This is a genomic window from Xenophilus arseniciresistens, assembly GCF_028023875.1.
Classification (GTDB): Bacteria; Pseudomonadota; Gammaproteobacteria; order Burkholderiales; family Burkholderiaceae_C; genus Xenophilus; species Xenophilus arseniciresistens.
Genome location: NZ_JAQIPB010000001.1, coordinates 778,713 through 795,588, shown reverse-complemented (window position 1 = coordinate 795,588; position 16,876 = coordinate 778,713). Strand labels below are relative to the sequence as shown.

The window sequence follows — 16,876 nt, the reverse complement described above, 5'->3', positions numbered from 1 at the left end:
CGTGCGGGCCCAGAATGCAAACGCCCAACGGAGACACCCATGCCCCTCGACGCCTACATCTGCGACGCCATCCGCACCCCCTTCGGCCGCTACGGCGGTGCCCTGAGCAGCGTGCGCACCGACGACCTGGGCGCGCTGCCCATCCGCGCGCTGATGGCGCGCAACCCCGAGGTGGACTGGCAGGCCGTGGACGACGTGCTCTACGGCTGCGCCAACCAGGCCGGCGAAGACAACCGCAACGTCGCGCGCATGGCCGCGCTGCTGGCCGGCCTGCCCATCGAGGTGCCCGGCGCCACCCTCAACCGCCTGTGCGGCTCGGGCCTGGATGCGGTGGGCTCGGCCGCGCGCGCCATCCGTGCCGGCGAAGCGCAGCTCATGATCGCCGGCGGCGTCGAAAGCATGAGCCGCGCCCCCTTCGTCATGCCCAAGGCCGAATCGGCCTTCGCCCGCGCCAACGCGGTGTACGACACCACCATCGGCTGGCGCTTCGTCAACCGGCTCATGAAGGCCCAGTACGGCGTGGACTCCATGCCCGAGACGGCCGAGAACGTGGCCGTGGAGCACGGCATCGAGCGCGAGGCGCAGGACCGCATGGCCCTGGCCAGCCAGCAGCGCGCGGTGGCGGCGCAAAAGCGCGGCTTCTTCGATGCCGAGATCGTGCCGGTGCAGATTCCGCAGAAGAAGGGCGATCCGCTCATCGTCAGCCAGGACGAGCATCCGCGCGACACCAGCCTGGAGGCGCTGGCCAGGCTCAAGGGCGTGGTGCGCGAAGGCGGCAGCGTGACGGCGGGCAATGCCAGCGGCGTGAACGACGGCGCCTGCGCGCTGCTGATGGCCGGCGAGGCGGCGGCCGTGAAGCACGGGCTCAAGCCGCGCGCGCGCATCGTGGGCATGGCCACGGCGGGCGTGGCGCCGCGCGTGATGGGCATCGGCCCGGCGCCGGCCACGCAGAAGGTGCTGGCGCTGACGGGGCTGCGGCTGGATCAGATCGACGTGATCGAGCTCAACGAGGCCTTTGCGGCGCAGGGGCTGGCGGTGCTGCGGCTGCTGGGCCTGGCCGATGACGATGCGCGGGTGAACATCAACGGCGGCGCGATCGCGCTGGGCCACCCGCTGGGCGCCAGCGGTGCGCGCCTGGCCACCACGGCGGTGAACCAACTGCACAGCGGCGGCGGCCGCTATGCGCTGTGCACCATGTGCATCGGCGTGGGGCAGGGCATTGCTGTTGTGCTTGAGAAGGTCTAGCGCGCCTGCCACACCTGCATGGCGGCCGCCAGGTCTTCGAGCGCGCTGCCCACGGCCTTGAAGACGGTGCGCTCCTGCGCGTGCTGCCGGCCGGGCCGCTCGCCGCGGCACAGCTGGGCCAGCGTGGCTTCGATGGCCTGCGGGCCGAGCGTGCCGGCCGCCAGGGCGTCCAGCAGGTCGCCGGCCTTGGTGGGCGCTTCCTCGGTGTCGACGAAGACGCGCCGGCCTGCGCCGAAGCAGGCCGGATCGGCTTCGCGCATCTGCGGCGTGAAGCTGCCGATCAAGTCCAGGTGCGCGCCGGGCGCCAGCCACGGGCCTTGCACCAGCGGCTGCGTGGACAGCGTGGCGCAGCTCACGATGTCGGCCTCGCGCACGGCACCTTCCAGATCGGTGACGGCCTGGGCATCCAGGCCCTGCGCGCGCCATTGCGCGGCCAGCGTCTGCGCGCCCTCGCTGCGGTGGTTCCACACGCGAATCTGCGTCAGGCCGGGCCGCACGCTGCGCAGGGCGGCCGGCAGCAGCCGTGCCACGCGGCCCGTGCCCAGCACCAGCAGGCGGCGCGCGTCTTCGCGCGCGAGGAAGCTGGCGCCCAGGGCAGCCGCCGCGGCCGTGCGGTGGGCCGTGATCTCGTTGCCGTCCATCAGCGCCAGCGGCACGCCGGTGCGCGCGTCATACAGCACGTAGGTGGCATGCAGGCCCGGCAGGCCCTGGGCGCCGTTGCCCGGGAAGATGTTGATGGTCTTGATGCCCAGAAAGCCCGCATCGCTCCAGGCCGGCATGATCAGCACGGTGCCCATGGCCTGGCCCTGCTGCGCAACCGCATGCACATGGCGCGGCGGCACTTGGGCCTGCGCCGCGAAGGCGGCGCGCAGGGCCGGCACCAGGGCCTCGAAGCCCAGCGCGGCGCGGGTGGCAGTGGCGTCGAAGTGCTGCATGCGGGCCTGGCCTTCGTTCAGACGCCGGTCAGGGCGCGATAGGCTTCGCGCGTCTGCGGTGAGACGGCTTCAAGCACCTGCGCAAAGTGCGTCTGATGCCGCGCCATCAAACGCGCATTGGCCACTGCGCGCGAGCGGCAGAACCAGTGGCAGGTGTGCTGCATCAAATAAAGCTCCGCGGTCATCATGAAGGCCCGGGCCTTGGGGTTCAGGCCCATCACGTTCTGCAGGTTGGCCTCGATGCCGCGGGCATGGATCGCAAAAGCCTTGCGCGCATCGAACAGGCGCCAGCCCGGCAGCAACTGCTGCGCGAAAGGGATCGCGAAGGACAGCTTGCTCACCTGCGCCAGCGGTGCCGGCGTCTGCTGGAACTCGCGCGCGAAGCTGCTGAACTGCCCGGCCAGCGCCTGCTCGGTGCCTTCGAGCACGCCCCAGATCTGCGCCTTGCGCTCGGCGTCCTGCTCGTCCAGCCAGCGCATGTAGCCCTCGGTCAGGTTCTCCATCAACTGTTCGATCTGGTACTTGCCCAGCGCCTGGCCCAGCAGCGCGATGCGCTGGCGCTGCTCGCGGGTCTTGAGGATCTGGAAGGCGATGGCCAGCAGGGCGATGAGAAGAAGCAGTTCCATGAAGGGCGGGGCGGCAAAAGGGGAGTGTGCGCGGGACAAGAAGGCGCCGCAGGCGTGCTGGGCGGCCCGCAAGTGTAGGCAGCAGCGGCCGGCGCAGACGCGGGCCGCATCAGGCGCGAATGCGTTCCCAGCTCAGCCGGTGCTTGGCCAGGTACTTGCGCAGCCGGTCGGCGTCGTTGACCACGCTGCGCTGCATGCGAGAGGCCTGGAACAGTTGACGCCCCGCGTCGGAAAGCGTGCGCGAGCGGCGGCACACGCGCAGCACGGCTTCGAGCTGCAGGCGGTCGAACAGGTCCAGCGCGGCGGCCTGTTCGGTGCCCAGCAATTCATCGAGATCGAGGTCGTCGTCGGCCAGAGTGTGCGCAGGCGCAGCATCCTCGCGCGCCCACAGCCAGCGCAGGCGGGCCAGTTCGGCCTGCACCAGGTCTTCGGTGATGCGCGCGCCCTCGGCCAGCGTGGCCAGGCGCGTGATGCTGGCCGACAGATCGCGGAAGTTGCCGTGCCAGGGCGCGTCGGGGCCTTGGGCAAAGCGCAGGTAGGCCGCGCGCGCTTCGGCGTTGAAGCGCACGCCGCGATGGGCCTGCTGCGCGTGCTGCGCCAGCAGGTGCTCGATGTTGGGCTCGATGTCTTCGGGCCGCTGCGCCAGGCCCGGCAGCTCGTAGGTCCAGAGGTTGATGCGGGCGAAGAGGTCTTCGCGGAAGCGCCCCGCCGCCACCTCGCCGCGCAGGTCGCGGTTGGTGCCGGCGACGAGCTGGAAGTCGCTGTGAACTTCGTGGTCGGCGCCCACGGGGTAGAAGCGCTTTTCCTCGATCGCCATCAGCAGCATGGCCTGCTCGTCCGCGCCCAGTTCGCCGATCTCGTCGAGGAAGAGCACGCCCTGGTCGGCACTGCGCAGCAGGCCCGCGCGTTCGCTGGCCGCGCCCGTGAAGGCGCCCTTCTTGTGGCCGAAGAGGCTGGAGGCCGCGCCGTCGCCGCGCAGGGTGGCGCAGTTCACCTCCACAAAAGGGCCGCTGACCTGGTGGCGCGCCTTCTTGAGTTCGAACATGCGCCGCGCCAGGAAGGACTTGCCCGCGCCCGTCGGCCCCACCAGCAGGATGGGCGCGCGCGAGCGCACGGCCACGCGCTCCACCTCGTCGATCAGCGCGTTGAAGCGCGCATTGCGGGTGGCGATGCCGCGCTTGAGGAAGGCCACGGCCTCGCGCTGGTCGGCCGCATGGCGCTGGGCGATGGCGTCGTAGCGCGAACGGTCCAGGTCGATCAGCGTGAAGCTGCCCGGGTCGCCTTCGCGCTGGCGCCGCGGCGGCGAAGTCTGGGCCAGCACGCCCGGCACGATGCGCGATTCGGCCAGCAGGAACATGCAGATCTGCGCCACATGCGTGCCGGTGGTGATGTGGGCCCAGTATTGCTCGCGCGCGGTGTCGAAGGGGTAGGCGCGCGCCCAGTCGTACAGGCGCGTGTAGACCTCGCCGAAGTCCCACGGGTCTTCGATGTCCAGCGGCACCAGGCGCACCTCGGTCTCGGGCGAAACGCCCTCGATGTCGGCCTTGACCATCTCGGCCAGCGCGGTGTGGCGCGGCGTGTGGATCAGCTCCATGCGCGCGACCACCATGTCCGGGTGCTGGGCCAGCGAGAGCGTGGGGCGCCACTTCTCCCAGCGGCCCGCGCCCCGGCCCGAATCGAGCTGCGTGCCAATGAAGCCGATGACGACGATGGGTTTCATGGTCTGGATAAATAACTAGCTACAAAGCTAATTTAGCAGACGGGCGCAGGCTGATGAACAGGGCCGGTTTCAGCTCTGGAATCTGGAAATATCCAGTGCTGTCAACAGCTTGGCCTTCCAGGGGCAGGCCGCGGTCCGAAGCTGGCACAGCCGTTGCGAAAAGAGGACCAGGCTGCAGGACGCAGCCACCCAAGAACAAAGCAAGGAGATTCCCATGGTCAACACCGAACTGTTCCAGACGCTGCGCGGCCTGTTCGTGCCCGCTGCCGATGCGGTGAACGAAGCCGGTGGCGCGGCCTATGCACTGCGCCCCGAGCACCAGCTGGCGCAGCTGGCGGCCACGGGTTGCCTGAACAACACCTTCTACGCGAGCGGCCAGGCGCAGCTGGACCAGGTGCTGGCCCTGGCGCAATCGGCGGAGCCGGCCTTCGTCGCCAGGACGGCCGTGTACGCGCGCCGTGCCGGCCACATGAAGGACATGCCGGCGCTGCTGCTGGCCACGCTGGCGGTGCGCGATGTGGCGCTGTTCGCCAAGGTGTTCGGCCGCGTGGTCGACAACGGCAAGATGCTGCGCAACGTGGTGCAGGTGCTGCGCTCGGGCGTGGTGGGCCGCAAGTCGCTGGGCAGCCGGCCCAAGAAGCTGGTGCAGCAATGGCTGCTGGACGCGACCGAAGCACAGCTGCTGCAGGCCGCCGTGGGCAATACGCCTTCGCTGGCCGACGTGGTGAAGATGGTGCACCCCAAGCCCGCCGAGGCCTGGCGCGCAGCCTGGTTTGCCTGGCTCATCGGCCGGCCCCATGAGGCTGCGGCACTGCCGCCGCTGACGGCGGCCTTCGAGCGCTTCAAGGCGGATCGGACGAGCGAAGTGCCGGACGTGCCCTTCCAGATGCTGAGCGCGCTGGAACTGGACGCCGCCGCCTGGGCCCGCATCGCCGAGCGCGGTTCGTGGCAGATGGTGCGCCAGAACCTCAACACCTTTGCCCGCCATGGCGTGTTTGCGCAGCCGGGCATGGCCGAGGTGGTGGCGGCCAGGCTGCGCGACCCGCAGGCCGTGGCCCAGGCGCGCGTGCTGCCCTATCAGCTGATGACGGCCTGCATGGCGGCCGACGCCGAGGTGCCAGCCGTGGTGAAGGAAGCGCTGCAGGATGCGATGGAGCTGGCGCTGGCCAACGTGCCTCGGTTCGAGGGCCGCGTGGTGGTGTGCCCCGACGTGTCGGGCTCGATGAGCTCGCCGGTCACGGGTTATCGCCGCGGCGCCACCTCGGTGGTGCGCTGCATCGACGTGGCGGCGCTGATGGCTGCTGCGGTGCTGCGCCAGAACGCGACGGCGCGTGTGCTGCCTTTCGAGAACAAGGTGGTGCCCGTGGCGCTGGACCCGCGCGATTCGGTGATGACGAACGCGCAGAAGCTGGCCGCCATTGGCGGTGGCGGCACCGCCTGTGCGGCGCCGCTGGAGTTGCTCAACCGCGAGAAGGCGAAGGCCGATCTGGTGCTGCTGGTGTCGGACAACGAATCCTGGGCTGACAAGGCGCGCGGCCGTGGCACGGCCACCATGCAGGCCTGGGCCGCGTTCAAGCAACGCAACCCGCAGGCCAGGCTGGTGTGCATCGACATTCAGCCCAACGGCTCGACGCAGGCGCAGGAGCGCGCCGATGTGCTGAACATCGGCGGCTTCAGCGACGAGGTGTTCAAGCTGCTGGCGCTGTATGCGGCCGGTGGCCTGGGCGCCGAGCATTGGGTGGGCGTGATCGAAGAGATTGCGCTTGCCTAAAAGGAAGCAAGGCAATGCGTCGTCGCCTGGCGAATGCAGGTGTGATTACATCGAAGCGATCACATCGACCGTTGGTCGCCAGGCGGGGAGGCGTCGCCGATTTTTTGCAGCGAATGCTGGTGGAACTACAGACTCTTAATCTCCAGGTCGCGGGTTCGAATCCCGCCGGTCGCAAGGCCGTAGCTCAGTCCGGATAGAGCGGGAGCCTGCGTCTTTTCATGGGCGCAGGCAATGTTTCACCTCTCTTGTCGCTGCTTTTCTTTTTTTCTAAGGGTGAATGCCGGCAGGTCTACAGGTAGAGCGTCGCCGCCCTCGTGCGAGGGCGATGAAGGTTCCGGGTCCGAACCCCGGCCTGCGCAAGCGGGTAGCTCAAGAAACGACTTGCCAAATCCTGGTCACCCCCTTTTTTTTGAGATCGAATGGAGCACAGCATGAAAGAACAGAAGAACAACTACAAGCTGCACGCCGTGGCCGGCGGTGTGCCCGTGAAGATGTGGACCGAAGGCGTGCCCGTGGAAGACGAGGCGCGCCAGCAGCTGGAAAACGCCGCGCGCCTGCCCATCGTGTTCAGGCACATCGCGGCCATGCCCGACGTGCACTACGGCATCGGCGCCACCGTGGGTTCGGTGATCCCGACCTTCAAGGCCATCATCCCGGCCGCGGTGGGTGTGGACATCGGCTGCGGCATGATGGCCTGCAAGACCACGCTGCACGCCAACGACCTGCCCGACAACCTGGGGCCGCTGCGCTCGGCGATCGAGAAGGCGGTGCCGCACGGCTCCAACCCCAGGCGCATGGGCCGCGACAAGGGCTCGTGGGAAACCCCGCCTGACGAAAGCGACCGTGCCTGGGCTGCGCTGGCTGACGAGTTCGACGCCATCTGCGAGGACTATCCGCGCCTGGCCAACACCAACAACCGCAAGCACCTGGGCACGCTGGGCACCGGCAACCACTTCATCGAGGTCTGCCTGGACGAGGCAGGCGCCGTGTGGTTCATGCTGCACTCGGGCTCGCGCGGCGTGGGCAATGCCATCGGCACCCACTTCATCGAGCTGGCGAAGAAGGACGCGCAGCAGCACCAGCGCAACCTGCCCGACCAGGACCTGGCGTATTTCGAAGAAGGCGCCAGGTACTTCGGCGACTACGTGCGCGCGGTGGGCTGGGCGCAGAAGTTCGCGCGCGCCAACCGCGAAGTGATGATGCAGCGCGTGGTTGCGGCCGCGCGAAAAGTCATCGCCAAGCCCTTCGAGGCGCATGTGGAAGCCGTGAACTGCCACCACAACTACGTGCAGCGCGAAACCCACTTCGGCCACGAGGTGCTGGTCACGCGCAAGGGCGCGGTGAGCGCCAAGGCCGGCGAGCTGGGGATCATCCCCGGCAGCATGGGCGCCAAGAGCTACATCGTGCGCGGCAAGGGCAACCCCGAGAGCTTCATGAGCTGCAGCCACGGCGCGGGCCGCAAGATGAGCCGCACCAAGGCGAAAAAGCTCTACACGGTGGCCGATCAGATCGCCGCGACCGAAGGCGTGGAATGCCGCAAGGACGCCGAGGTCATCGACGAGATCCCGATGGCCTACAAGGACATCGACGCGGTGATGGAAGCGCAGAAGGACCTGGTGGAGGTGGTGTACACGCTCAAGCAGGTGGTGTGCGTCAAGGGCTGAGCCGCGCGGCCGGCCTTTTCGCAAAGAAAAACGGGAGAACGCAGGATGTCCATCGCACTGGAAGCGCTGCCGCAGGAGCGGGCGCATGCCCTCGCGCTGCTGCGCGAGCGCATGCAGGCCGCGGGCTGCGTGTTCGATTTCGCCGTGCGCGGCGTGCTGGCCGATGCGGGCGTGGAACTGGCCCACCATCGCGCCGTGCTGCGCGCGATGTTCGACGACATCGATGCGCAATGGGCGCTGCACCGCCAGGCATTGCGTGCCCAGGGCATGGACCTGCCCGAGCCGCTGCCCGCGGCGATGCAGCACGAGCTGGCGCGCGCCAGTGCGACGCCGTGGGACGCGCGCAGTGTGTGCGACGCATCGGGCTTTAAGCCGCGCCGCAGCGAAGGCATCAGCTTCCCGGCCCCGCCCACCACCCCCTTCGAAAGCCTCTTCCGCGCCTTCGACGATCCGCCGTATGGCACGCGCGCGCAGCCGGGCCTGTTCGCCGATTTCTGCCAGGCCGTGGGCCTGCTGCCGGCGCAGGACATCGTGGTGTTCGATTGGGTCGGCGACCCGGAACAGGCGCCGCAGCGCAGCGCCTGGAGTGCCTACTTCGACGACGGCAAGGAGTGGTGGGGCATCTGGTGCCTCACGGTCTGGAACCCGCGCCAGCGCACGATCGCGGCCCTGGCCGCGAGCGCGACCGATTGACGACAAAAAAAGCCTGATGAAAAAGAGCAACAAGCAACGCCGCGCCGAGATCCGCGCCCGCCGCCTGGAGCGCGCGGCGCGCCTCGAAGCCATGCTGGGCGCACCCGACCCGCGCCGCGCGCCGCCGCTGCGCGCACCCGGGCTGGAGCCCGCGGACGTCGGCGTGCTGGCGCGGCACAACAACACCTACGGCGCGCTGCCGACCTACTACGTCGACCGCGCCTTCACCTGCCGCGACTGCGGCGCCGAAGAGGTGTGGACGGCCAGGCAGCAGAAGTGGTGGTACGAGGTGGTGCATGGCCCCATCGACAGCCATGCGGTGCGCTGCCTGGACTGCCGGCGCGCGCGGCGCGCCGGGCTGGCCGACTCGCGCCGGGGCGAGGGCGCCAACCGGCTGGGCGAGGAAGTGGCCTGGCTGCGCGCCGTCGGCGACGCAGCGCCCGACGCCGAAACCGAGCGCCGTGTCGAGGCCGCATTGGCCAGCAAATGGGAGGGCGTGCGCAAGGTCGCCATCGACGTGCTGGGCCGCTGGCGCCGCCCGCAGGACGCGGCCCGGCTGCGCGAGTGGGCGATGGACGAGCGCCGCGAGTGGTTCAACTCGGTGCGGCGCGCGGCCTCCGAGGCGCTCGCGCCGCTGCTGCGCCACCCGCAGGACGATGCCTGGGTGCTGGAAGCCTTCGCCGCGGCGCGCTACGTCAGCTGGCCCTGGGGCGCCTTCGTGCAAGGCGTGCCCGCTGCGACGCTCGATGACTTCCTGGCGCGCGAACTCGATGCCGGCAACCCGAGCCGCCTGGCCAACCTGTGCGTGATGCTGATGCACGCGCGCCGGCTGCCGTCTGCCGCGCTGTGGCGGCGCCTGCGGGCCCATCCGCACCCAGACGTGGCCCGCATGGTGCGCCATGCCGCGCAGGTGCTGGAGGCGGCCGGGGCTTCGCAAAACAAGAACGCTTGAAATGAAAGACGAAGAAGAAATACGACAGACGATCGAGCTGGACGGCTCGCAGGGCGAAGGTGGCGGCCAGATCCTGCGCACCGGGCTGGCGCTGGCCATGATCACGCAGCGCCCGTTGGCACTGAGCCAGATCCGCGCGCGCCGGCCCAAGCCGGGGCTGATGCGCCAGCACCTGGCCTGCGTGCAGGCCGCGGCCGCCATCAGCGGCGCGCAGGTGCAGGGCGCCGAGCTGGGCGCGCAGGCGCTGCGCTTCACGCCCGGCCCCGTGCGTGCAGGCGACTACCGCTTCGCCATCGCCAGTGCCGGCAGTTGCACGCTGCTGCTGCAGACGGTGCTGCCCGCGCTCTGGCTGGCCGCGGGGCCGAGCACGGTGCATCTGCAGGGCGGCACCCACAACCCGATGGCGCCGAGCTTCCACTTCCTGGCGCAGGCCTATGCGCCGCTGCTGCGCCGACTGGGGGGTGATCTTCAGTTGCAGCTGCGCCGGCACGGCTTCTACCCCGCAGGCGGCGGCGAGATCCAGGCGCAGATCACGCCGCTGGCCGCCGTGCCGCAGCCTTTCGATCTGCTGGAGCGTGGGCCGCAGCTGTCGGCCAGCGCCGAATGCCTGGTGCCCGGCCTGGCGCGCCAGGTGGGCGCGCGCGAGCTGCAGGTGCTGCGCGAAGCGCTGGGCTGGTCCCATCAGCAACTGCGCGTGGGCGCGGCGCGGCAGGACGAAGGGCCCGGCAATGCGCTCATGGCGACGCTGGTGCACTTGCACAGCACCGAGCTGATCACCGTCTTCGGCGAACGCGGCCGCACGGCCGAGGCCGTGGCGCAGGCCCTGGTGGATGAAGTGCGCGCCTGGGAAGCCAGCGAGGCCGCGCTGGGCGAGCACCTGGCCGACCAGTGGGTGCTGCTGCTGGCGCTGGCCTGCTGGCGCAGCGGGCAGCCGGCGGCGTTCAGCTGCACCCGCGTCAGCGCGCATCTGCGCACCAACTGCGCCGTGATCGAGCGCTTCCTGCCGCTGCGCATCGGCATCGATGAGGCTGCTGTCGCGGGCGGTGGCGGCGCGGTGGTGCGCGTGCAGCCGCTGTGAGGCCCGGCATTTACAGACAGGACACATCCGCCCGCAAGGGCCAGAAGAGAATCCGGCAACAAGAATGACTCTCAATGCCACCATGTCCTCGCTGGCTTCTTCCACTTTGCACGGCTCCCGCCGCCAGGCCCTGAAGACCGGGGGCATGGCGCTGCTGGGGGCCGCGTCCTTCCTGGCCACCGGCCGCGCGGTGCGGGCGGCGGCCGCCTGGCCCGCACACCCGGTGCGCTTCGTCGTGCCCTTTCCGCCGGCCTCGGCGCCCGATGTGCTGATCCGCCTGGTCAGCGAGCATCTGGCCCGCCAGTGGGGCCAGGCCGTGGTGGTGGACAACCGCCCCGGCGGCAGCGGCGTGATCGGCATGAACCACATCCTCTCGTCGCCGGCCGATGGCTACACGCTGGGCTTCGTGCAGGGCTCGGCCATCTCGGTGGCGCCCAGCCTGATCCGCGGCGTGGGCTATGACTTCGAGCGCGACTTCGTGCCCATCACCCTGGCCGCCGCCGCGCCCTTCATGCTGGCCGTGCCGGCCGATTCACCCTACCGCACGCTGGCCGACCTGATCGCCGATGCGCGCCGGCGCCCCGAGGGCGTGGAAGTGGCCGACAACGGCCGCGGCACCGCCCCGCACCTGGCGGCCGCGCTGCTGGGTTTGAAGGCCGACGTCCGCTTCCTGCACGTGCACTACACCGGCGGCGCCCAGCAGCTGCAGGCCACCTTGGGCGGGCAGACCCGCATGATGGTCGAGACCTACAACGTGATTGCCGGTGCGGTGCAGGGCGGCCGGTTGCGCGTGCTGGCCAGCATGGGCGACCGCGTGGAGCCCGGCCTGGAGGCTTTCGCACTGGCCCGCGACACCGTGCCCGGTGCCGTGGCGCATGGCCTGTTCGCGGTGATCGCGAAAAAGGGCGTGGACGCCGCCGTGCTGGCGCGCGTGCAGCGCGACATGGGTGCGGCGCTGCGCGATCCGGCGGTGCTGGCCCGATCGCGCGAGCTGGGCGTGTACCCACGCCCCGGCACGCCGGCCAAACTGGCCCAGGTGATCGCCGAGGACCAGCGCACCTGGCAGGGCGTGCTCAATGCCTTGCACATCGTGCCGGAGTGAGGGCCCTCAGCCAGGTCTGGACAGAGCGGATTGGCGAATCGCGTCTCGCAGCCCTGCAATCAAGGCCGAAGATGGAATCGCGCATCGTTGCGGGGCTCTGGTGCAACGCCGGGCGCGCTCACCCCGTCCTTTGCAACTGCCCCGCATCCAGCGCCAGCACCTCCAGCACCTCGGTGCGCCCGCGCACGGCCACGGTTTCCAGTTGCTGCGCCTGGACGCGCAGGCCGGCCTGCTCGGCCGCGAAGCGCGAGAGCACCAGCCGCGCCTGCGCCTGCTTGCTGTGGTCCTGCAGGCGGCTGGCGGTGTTGACCACTTCGCCCACGGCGGTGAAGCTGGTGGTTTCCAGGTACCCCACTTCGCCCACGGCGGCGCGGCCCGCGTGCAGGCCCATGCCGTAGTCCAGGCGCTGGCCGAACTCGACCTCGAAGCCGCGGCTCCAGATGCTCAGGGCGCGGTCGATGCGCCGCGCCGCGTCCAGGGCCTGGGCGCAGGCCACGTCCAGCTCGCTTTCGAGGCCGAAGATGGCCATCACGCTGTCGCCGATGAACTGGTTGGGCTCGCCGCCGGCCTCGCGCACGGCGGCGCCCACGCGCGCGAAGTAGCGGTCCAGCACGTAGACCAGGTCGAAGGGCCATTGCTGCTCCGACAGGCCTGACCAGCGCCGCAGGTCCACGAAGAGCACGGCCACGTCGCGCTCCTGACCCAGGCGCTGCAGCGCGCTGGTGCCGGCGGGCGTCATCAGCGGCACCACCTCAATGTCGCCCGTGGGCCGAAGCTGGCAGGCCAGGCGTACGCCCTGCGGGGCACGCACGCGCGCGAGGGTGCGGGCTTCGTCGGCCTGCGGGGCGGGCAGGTGCGCGGCGGGTCCGCGCACGCGCACGCGGCAGGTGGAGCAGCGCGCCCGGCCGCCGCACAGCGACAGGTGGGGCACGCCATGGGCCAGGCTGGCCTCCAGCACCGACCAGCCGCGCGGCACCTGCACCGGGCCCTGGGGGTAATCCAGCTGCACGGAACCGGCACGGCGCCGGAGGCTCCAGGCGGCGCGCAGCGCCCAGCCGGCGGCCAGCAGGGCCAGCAGCAAGCCATAGGCCAGGCGCAGGCGCTCGGCCGCCAGGTCCAGCGCGGCGCCCTGGTCATGGGGGCCGGCCGCGGCGCCGCTCCAGGCGATCTCGCGGCCCATCGCAGCAAAGCCCGCGATGGCCAGCGCCGGCAGCAGCACGCCCACGGCCAGCAACACGGGGAAGGCGCGCGCATAGCCCGCGCGCACGCGCAGGCCCAGGTGCAGCCCCAGGCAGCCGTGCAGCCAGGCGGCCAGCAGCATCGCCACCTGCAGCAGCGCGCCTTCGCTGCCCCACAGGCCGCCCACCACGCGCAGGTAGCTGCCGGGCAGGCCGTACATCTGGTGGCCCCAGCGCATGGCGCTCAGGTGGCTGGCCAGCAGCAGCGGCAGCGACAGACCCAGCGCGATGCGCAGCGCATCGATGAGCGGCATGCGAAGGCTGTGGCGGCCCCACAGCGCGGCCAGCGCCAGGCCGACGTGCGTGAGCGCCGCGCCGTAGAGCAGCGTGGTGCCCGGCGCGCTGTGCCAGAGGGCGCGCGCCACCGCCAGCACCGATTCGGCCGCCTGCAGCGACACCAGGCCCAGCGCATGGTTGAGCAGATGGCTGCACACATAGCCCATCAGCACCAGGCCGCTGGTCCAGCGCAGATCCCTGGCGGACACGGGGCGGAAGCGGGGCAGGGCGGGCATGGGCGCGCAGCATAATGCCTGCCCCTCATGGACAGCTCCCTTCGCTCCAGCCTCGCGCTGCGCCGCATCGACCTGCTGGCCGGCTTGGGCGAGCCGCGCCTGCAGGCGCTGGCCCAGCGCTGCCGCTGGCAGCATGTGCCGGCCGAGCGGCCGCTGCTGCTGCGCGCACAGGACCGCGGCGAAGTGTTCCTGCTGGTCTCGGGCCTGGTGCGCGTGACCACCTACGCCGCCAACGGGCGACAGGTGACCTTCCGCGACCTGGGCGCGGGCGAGGTGCTGGGCGACATCGCGGCGCTGGACGGCCAGCCGCGTTCGGCCGACGTGCTGACCCTGGAAGACAGCGTGGTGGCCGTGCTGGAGCGCTCCGACTTCCTGGCCCTGCTGCGCGAGGAGCCCGAGCTGGCGCTGCGCGTGATGCAGCGGCTGGCCACGCTGGTGCGCGAGCTGTCCGAACGCGTGATCGAGCTGAGCACGCAGGGCGTTCAGAACCGCCTGCATGCCGAGCTGCTGCGGCTGGCGCGGCTGGCCGGGGTGGCGGACAACCAGGCCCGCCTGGCCCCCGCGCCGCGCCATCTGGAGCTGGCGGCACGCGTGAGCACCAACCGCGAGCAGGTCACGCGCGAGCTCAATGCGCTGGTGCGCGCCGGCCTGCTGCAAAAGCAAGGCGGCGCGCTGGTGCTGACCGACGTTGCGCAGCTGACCCGGATGGTGGCCCAGGTGCGCGGCGAGGCCGCACCTGCGCCTGCGCCGCTCAGTTGAACCGGCCCTGGCTGCCGCCCACGCTGTAGCGGCCCGCGCCCAGCAGGGCCACGGCCAGCGCGCCGAAGAGGAACAGGCCCTGCAGTTCCAGGGCCCAGCCGCCCTGCTTGGTCAGCGCGAAGAAATGGCCGGTGTGCACCAGCACGATCGCCACCACCATGTTGATGGCCACCACCAGGGCTGCGGGGCGGGTCCACAGGCCGATGATCAGCAGCACCGGTGCGACGATCTCGCCGACGTACACGCCATAGGCCAGCACGCCCGGCAGGCCCAGGCCTTCGAGCAGGCCGACCACGAAGCCGGGGCCGGTGCCGATCTTGAACAGGCCGTGCAGCAGCATCAGCAGGCCCAGGCTCAGGCGCAGCAGAAGCTTGCCGGCGTCGTCGTGGTTGCGGCGTGCCGGCGGCAGGGCGGAAGCGGAAGAAGAAGCCGCGCCGTTCATTGGGCGCTCTGCGCGGCGGGCGTGCCGGCCAGGGCTGCGGGGGCGGGGCTGGCCAGGTAGGTGGCGGGCACCTGACTGTCGGCAAAGGCGCTGCGGTTCAGGTTCTGGCGCGGGTCGTGGGCCGCGGCCACGGCTTCGGCGCGCACGCTGGCGCGGTCGCGCGACTGGGGCAGCGGGCCCAGCGCGATCGACGAAGCGTTGATGTTCTGGTTGGGGGCGTGGGCCTGGGCCACGGCCTGGGCCTGCACTTCGGCGCGGCTGAGCTGGCCCTGGAAGTCGAGCACGCCCTGGTAGGGCTCGGCATGGACGGCGGCGGCCAGCAGGGACAGGGTTGCGGCGGCGAGGGTCTTGTTGACGAAGCGCATGAGGAACTCCTTGGTTGCAGGGGGTGGATGAACGGCGGCGTCCGGTGGCGATGTGCTGTGGCGGCGCCTGCCGATGCCCTGCAGTGTGGCCAGCGCGCGCGGGCCTGGAAGTGCGTTTACGCACAGCTTCGGCAAGGTCGCGCGCGTGCGGCCACAATGCGGCCGGTCTCCGGCGCCTGCCGTGCCTTTTCTTTCCTCGCGCTGCGGCGCCCGAGTGCCTGCCTTGCTCTTCGGCCTTCCCCTCATCACAGACCCCTTCTTCTACGCCGTGGCGGCGCCCGCCGTGTTCCTCATGGGGGTCAGCAAGAGCGGCTTCGGCGCCGGCTTCGGCTCACTGGCCGTGCCGCTGATGGCGCTGGCCTGCACGGTGCCGCAGGCGGCGGCCATCATGATGCCGCTGCTGCTGGTCATGGACCTGCTGGGCATCGCGGCCTTCCGGCGCGACGTGGACTGGAAGCTGCTGCGCTTCCTGCTGCCCTGGGCGCTGCTGGGCACGGTGGTGGGCGCGCTGCTGTTCCGCGCGCTCTCGCCCTCCACGGTGGCCGGCGTCGTGGGCGTGTTCACGCTGCTCTTTTTGGCGCAGCGGCTGCTGTTCCCGCCGCGCGCGGACAGCCCGCCGCCTTCTCGCGTGAGCGGGGCGCTGCTCACCGTGACGGCCGGCTTCACGAGCTTCATCTCGCATGCGGGCGGGCCGCCCCTGAATGCCTATCTGGTGCCTTTGCGCCTGTCGCCCATCGTGTTCACGGCCACGGTGGCCTACCTGTTCTTCGCGGTGAACCTGAGCAAGTGGATCCCCTATGCCTGGCTGGGCCTGCTGGACTGGCGCAACCTGGCCACCTCGCTGCTGCTGATGCCGCTGGCGCCGCTGGGCGTGTGGGTGGGCGTGCGCGTGGCGCGGCGCATCAGCGCGCTGTGGTTTTATCGCGTGCTGTACACAGGCATGCTGCTGACCGGCCTCAAGCTGGTGTGGGACGGCTTTCTGGCCTGATCCCCTTCCTCGTCTTTCAAGGAGCCTTCGATGTCCGATCTTTTCATCCTCACGGGCGCCTCGCGCGGCATGGGCCGCGCCATCGCCCGCCAACTGCTGCAGCGTGGCGAGGTGACGCTGCTGACCCTCTCGCGCGGCGTGGACGCTGGGCTGGAGGAAGTGGCGGCCGATGCGGGCAGCCTGCTGCTGCAGTGGCAGGTCGACCTGGCGGAGCCGCTGGGCGCAGCGCAGCGCGTGAACGACTGGCTGGGCTCCCTGCATGCGCAAGCCTTCCAGAGCGCCACGCTGATCAACAACGCCGGCACCGTGGGCCGCCCGGCGCCGCTGGCGCAGGCCGATCTGGCCGAGCTCTCGCAGGCGCTGCGCGTGGGCCTGGAGGCGCCGCTGCTGCTGAGTTCGGCCTTCCTGCGCGCCACGCGCGGCTGGGCCGCGCCGCGCCGCGTGCTCAACATCTCCTCGGGCCTGGGCCGCAATGCCATGGGCAGCCAGGCGCCCTACTGCGCCTCGAAGGCGGGCATGGACCATTTCTCGCGCGCGGTGGCGCTGGAGGAGTCGGCGCAGGACGGCGCGCGCATCGTCTCGCTGGCGCCCGGCGTGATCGACACCGACATGCAGATCGCCTTGCGCGGCGCCGATGCGCAACTCTTCCCCGACCGCGGCCGTTTCGAGAAGCTCAAGCAGGACGGGCTGCTGGACAGCCCCGAGACGGCCGCCGCCAAGGTGCTGGCCTGGCTGGACAGGCCGGACTTCGGCGCGCAGCCCGTGGCGGACGTGCGCCAGCCCTGA

General features: G+C 70.8%; 16 protein-coding genes. 10 read left to right on the top strand and 6 right to left on the bottom strand.

Translation table 11 applies throughout. The annotated features are described in order from the left end of the window. Positions 1 to 39: 39 nt before the first annotated feature. Entirely contained in the window at positions 40 to 1,245 is a 1,206-nt protein-coding gene (pcaF, locus tag PGB34_RS03485) for a 3-oxoadipyl-CoA thiolase (protein ID WP_271426674.1), read from the top strand. On the opposite strand, the gene lhpI is transcribed toward pcaF, so the two are convergent. From lhpI to rtcR, 3 genes are all read right to left on the bottom strand, one after another. After that, positions 1,242 to 2,180, bottom strand: coding sequence for a bifunctional Delta(1)-pyrroline-2-carboxylate/Delta(1)-piperideine-2-carboxylate reductase (gene lhpI, locus PGB34_RS03480; RefSeq protein ID WP_271426673.1), 939 nt, complete (start codon positions 2,178 to 2,180; stop codon positions 1,242 to 1,244). The genes pcaF and lhpI overlap by 4 nt on opposite strands. 17 nt (positions 2,181 to 2,197) lie before the next feature. Next, positions 2,198 to 2,806: a hypothetical protein gene (locus tag PGB34_RS03475; protein ID WP_271426672.1), complete on the bottom strand. Its 609-nt coding sequence runs from the start codon at positions 2,804 to 2,806 to the stop codon at positions 2,198 to 2,200. Positions 2,807 to 2,915: 109 nt separating this feature from the next. Beyond that, positions 2,916 to 4,526 (bottom strand): RNA repair transcriptional activator RtcR, encoded by a 1,611-nt coding sequence (gene rtcR / locus PGB34_RS03470; RefSeq protein WP_271426671.1) that lies wholly within the window; start codon positions 4,524 to 4,526, stop codon positions 2,916 to 2,918. A 214-nt stretch (positions 4,527 to 4,740) separates the two neighbouring features. Here rtcR and PGB34_RS03465 point away from each other — a divergent pair, with 214 nt between their 5' ends. The 6 genes from PGB34_RS03465 (at position 4,741) to PGB34_RS03440 (ending at position 11,786) form a co-directional block, all read left to right on the top strand. Next, complete coding sequence (locus PGB34_RS03465) at positions 4,741 to 6,297, top strand: vWA domain-containing protein (protein ID WP_271426670.1); 1,557 nt, start codon at positions 4,741 to 4,743, stop codon at positions 6,295 to 6,297. A gap of 431 nt (positions 6,298 to 6,728) precedes the next feature. Further along, entirely contained in the window at positions 6,729 to 7,961 is a 1,233-nt protein-coding gene (locus PGB34_RS03460; protein WP_271426669.1) for an RtcB family protein, read from the top strand. 45 nt (positions 7,962 to 8,006) lie between these two features. Continuing rightward, entirely contained in the window at positions 8,007 to 8,654 is a 648-nt protein-coding gene (locus tag PGB34_RS03455; protein ID WP_271426668.1) for a hypothetical protein, read from the top strand. Between the two features lie 16 nt (positions 8,655 to 8,670). After that, positions 8,671 to 9,606 carry a zinc-ribbon domain-containing protein gene (locus PGB34_RS03450; protein ID WP_271426667.1) on the top strand — a complete coding sequence of 312 codons (936 nt, stop codon included), beginning with the start codon at positions 8,671 to 8,673 and terminating at the stop codon, positions 9,604 to 9,606. 1 nt (position 9,607) lies between these two features. Then, the gene (rtcA, locus tag PGB34_RS03445; RefSeq protein ID WP_271426666.1) at positions 9,608 to 10,684 is read left to right on the top strand and encodes an RNA 3'-terminal phosphate cyclase; all 1,077 of its coding nucleotides are present in this window, start codon (positions 9,608 to 9,610) and stop codon (positions 10,682 to 10,684) included. Positions 10,685 to 10,748: 64 nt separating this feature from the next. Next, the gene (locus PGB34_RS03440) at positions 10,749 to 11,786 is read left to right on the top strand and encodes a Bug family tripartite tricarboxylate transporter substrate binding protein (protein ID WP_271426665.1); all 1,038 of its coding nucleotides are present in this window, start codon (positions 10,749 to 10,751) and stop codon (positions 11,784 to 11,786) included. Between the two features lie 118 nt (positions 11,787 to 11,904). Here the strand turns inward: PGB34_RS03440 and PGB34_RS03435 are convergent, their stop codons facing one another. Beyond that, positions 11,905 to 13,536, bottom strand: coding sequence for an adenylate/guanylate cyclase domain-containing protein (locus PGB34_RS03435; protein ID WP_271426664.1), 1,632 nt, complete (start codon positions 13,534 to 13,536; stop codon positions 11,905 to 11,907). A gap of 27 nt (positions 13,537 to 13,563) precedes the next feature. Between PGB34_RS03435 and PGB34_RS03430 the strand changes: the two genes are divergently transcribed. After that, positions 13,564 to 14,295 (top strand): Crp/Fnr family transcriptional regulator, encoded by a 732-nt coding sequence (locus tag PGB34_RS03430; RefSeq protein ID WP_271426663.1) that lies wholly within the window; start codon positions 13,564 to 13,566, stop codon positions 14,293 to 14,295. On the opposite strand, the gene PGB34_RS03425 is transcribed toward PGB34_RS03430, so the two are convergent. Together PGB34_RS03425 and PGB34_RS03420 are read right to left on the bottom strand one after the other, a co-directional pair. Continuing rightward, positions 14,288 to 14,737, bottom strand: coding sequence for a DoxX family protein (locus PGB34_RS03425; protein ID WP_271426662.1), 450 nt, complete (start codon positions 14,735 to 14,737; stop codon positions 14,288 to 14,290). The two genes, PGB34_RS03430 and PGB34_RS03425, sit on opposite strands and share 8 nt — an antisense overlap. Continuing rightward, entirely contained in the window at positions 14,734 to 15,102 is a 369-nt protein-coding gene (locus tag PGB34_RS03420) for an alpha/beta hydrolase (protein ID WP_271426661.1), read from the bottom strand. Before PGB34_RS03420 ends, PGB34_RS03425 begins: the two co-directional genes overlap by 4 nt. A 223-nt stretch (positions 15,103 to 15,325) precedes the next feature. On the opposite strand from PGB34_RS03420, the gene PGB34_RS03415 reads away from it, so the two are divergent. Both PGB34_RS03415 and PGB34_RS03410 read left to right on the top strand, forming a co-directional pair. Beyond that, a complete protein-coding gene (locus PGB34_RS03415; RefSeq protein ID WP_271426660.1) occupies positions 15,326 to 16,090 on the top strand; it encodes a sulfite exporter TauE/SafE family protein in 765 nt (254 codons plus the stop codon). A gap of 30 nt (positions 16,091 to 16,120) precedes the next feature. Then, positions 16,121 to 16,876 (top strand): SDR family NAD(P)-dependent oxidoreductase, encoded by a 756-nt coding sequence (locus tag PGB34_RS03410; protein WP_271426659.1) that lies wholly within the window; start codon positions 16,121 to 16,123, stop codon positions 16,874 to 16,876.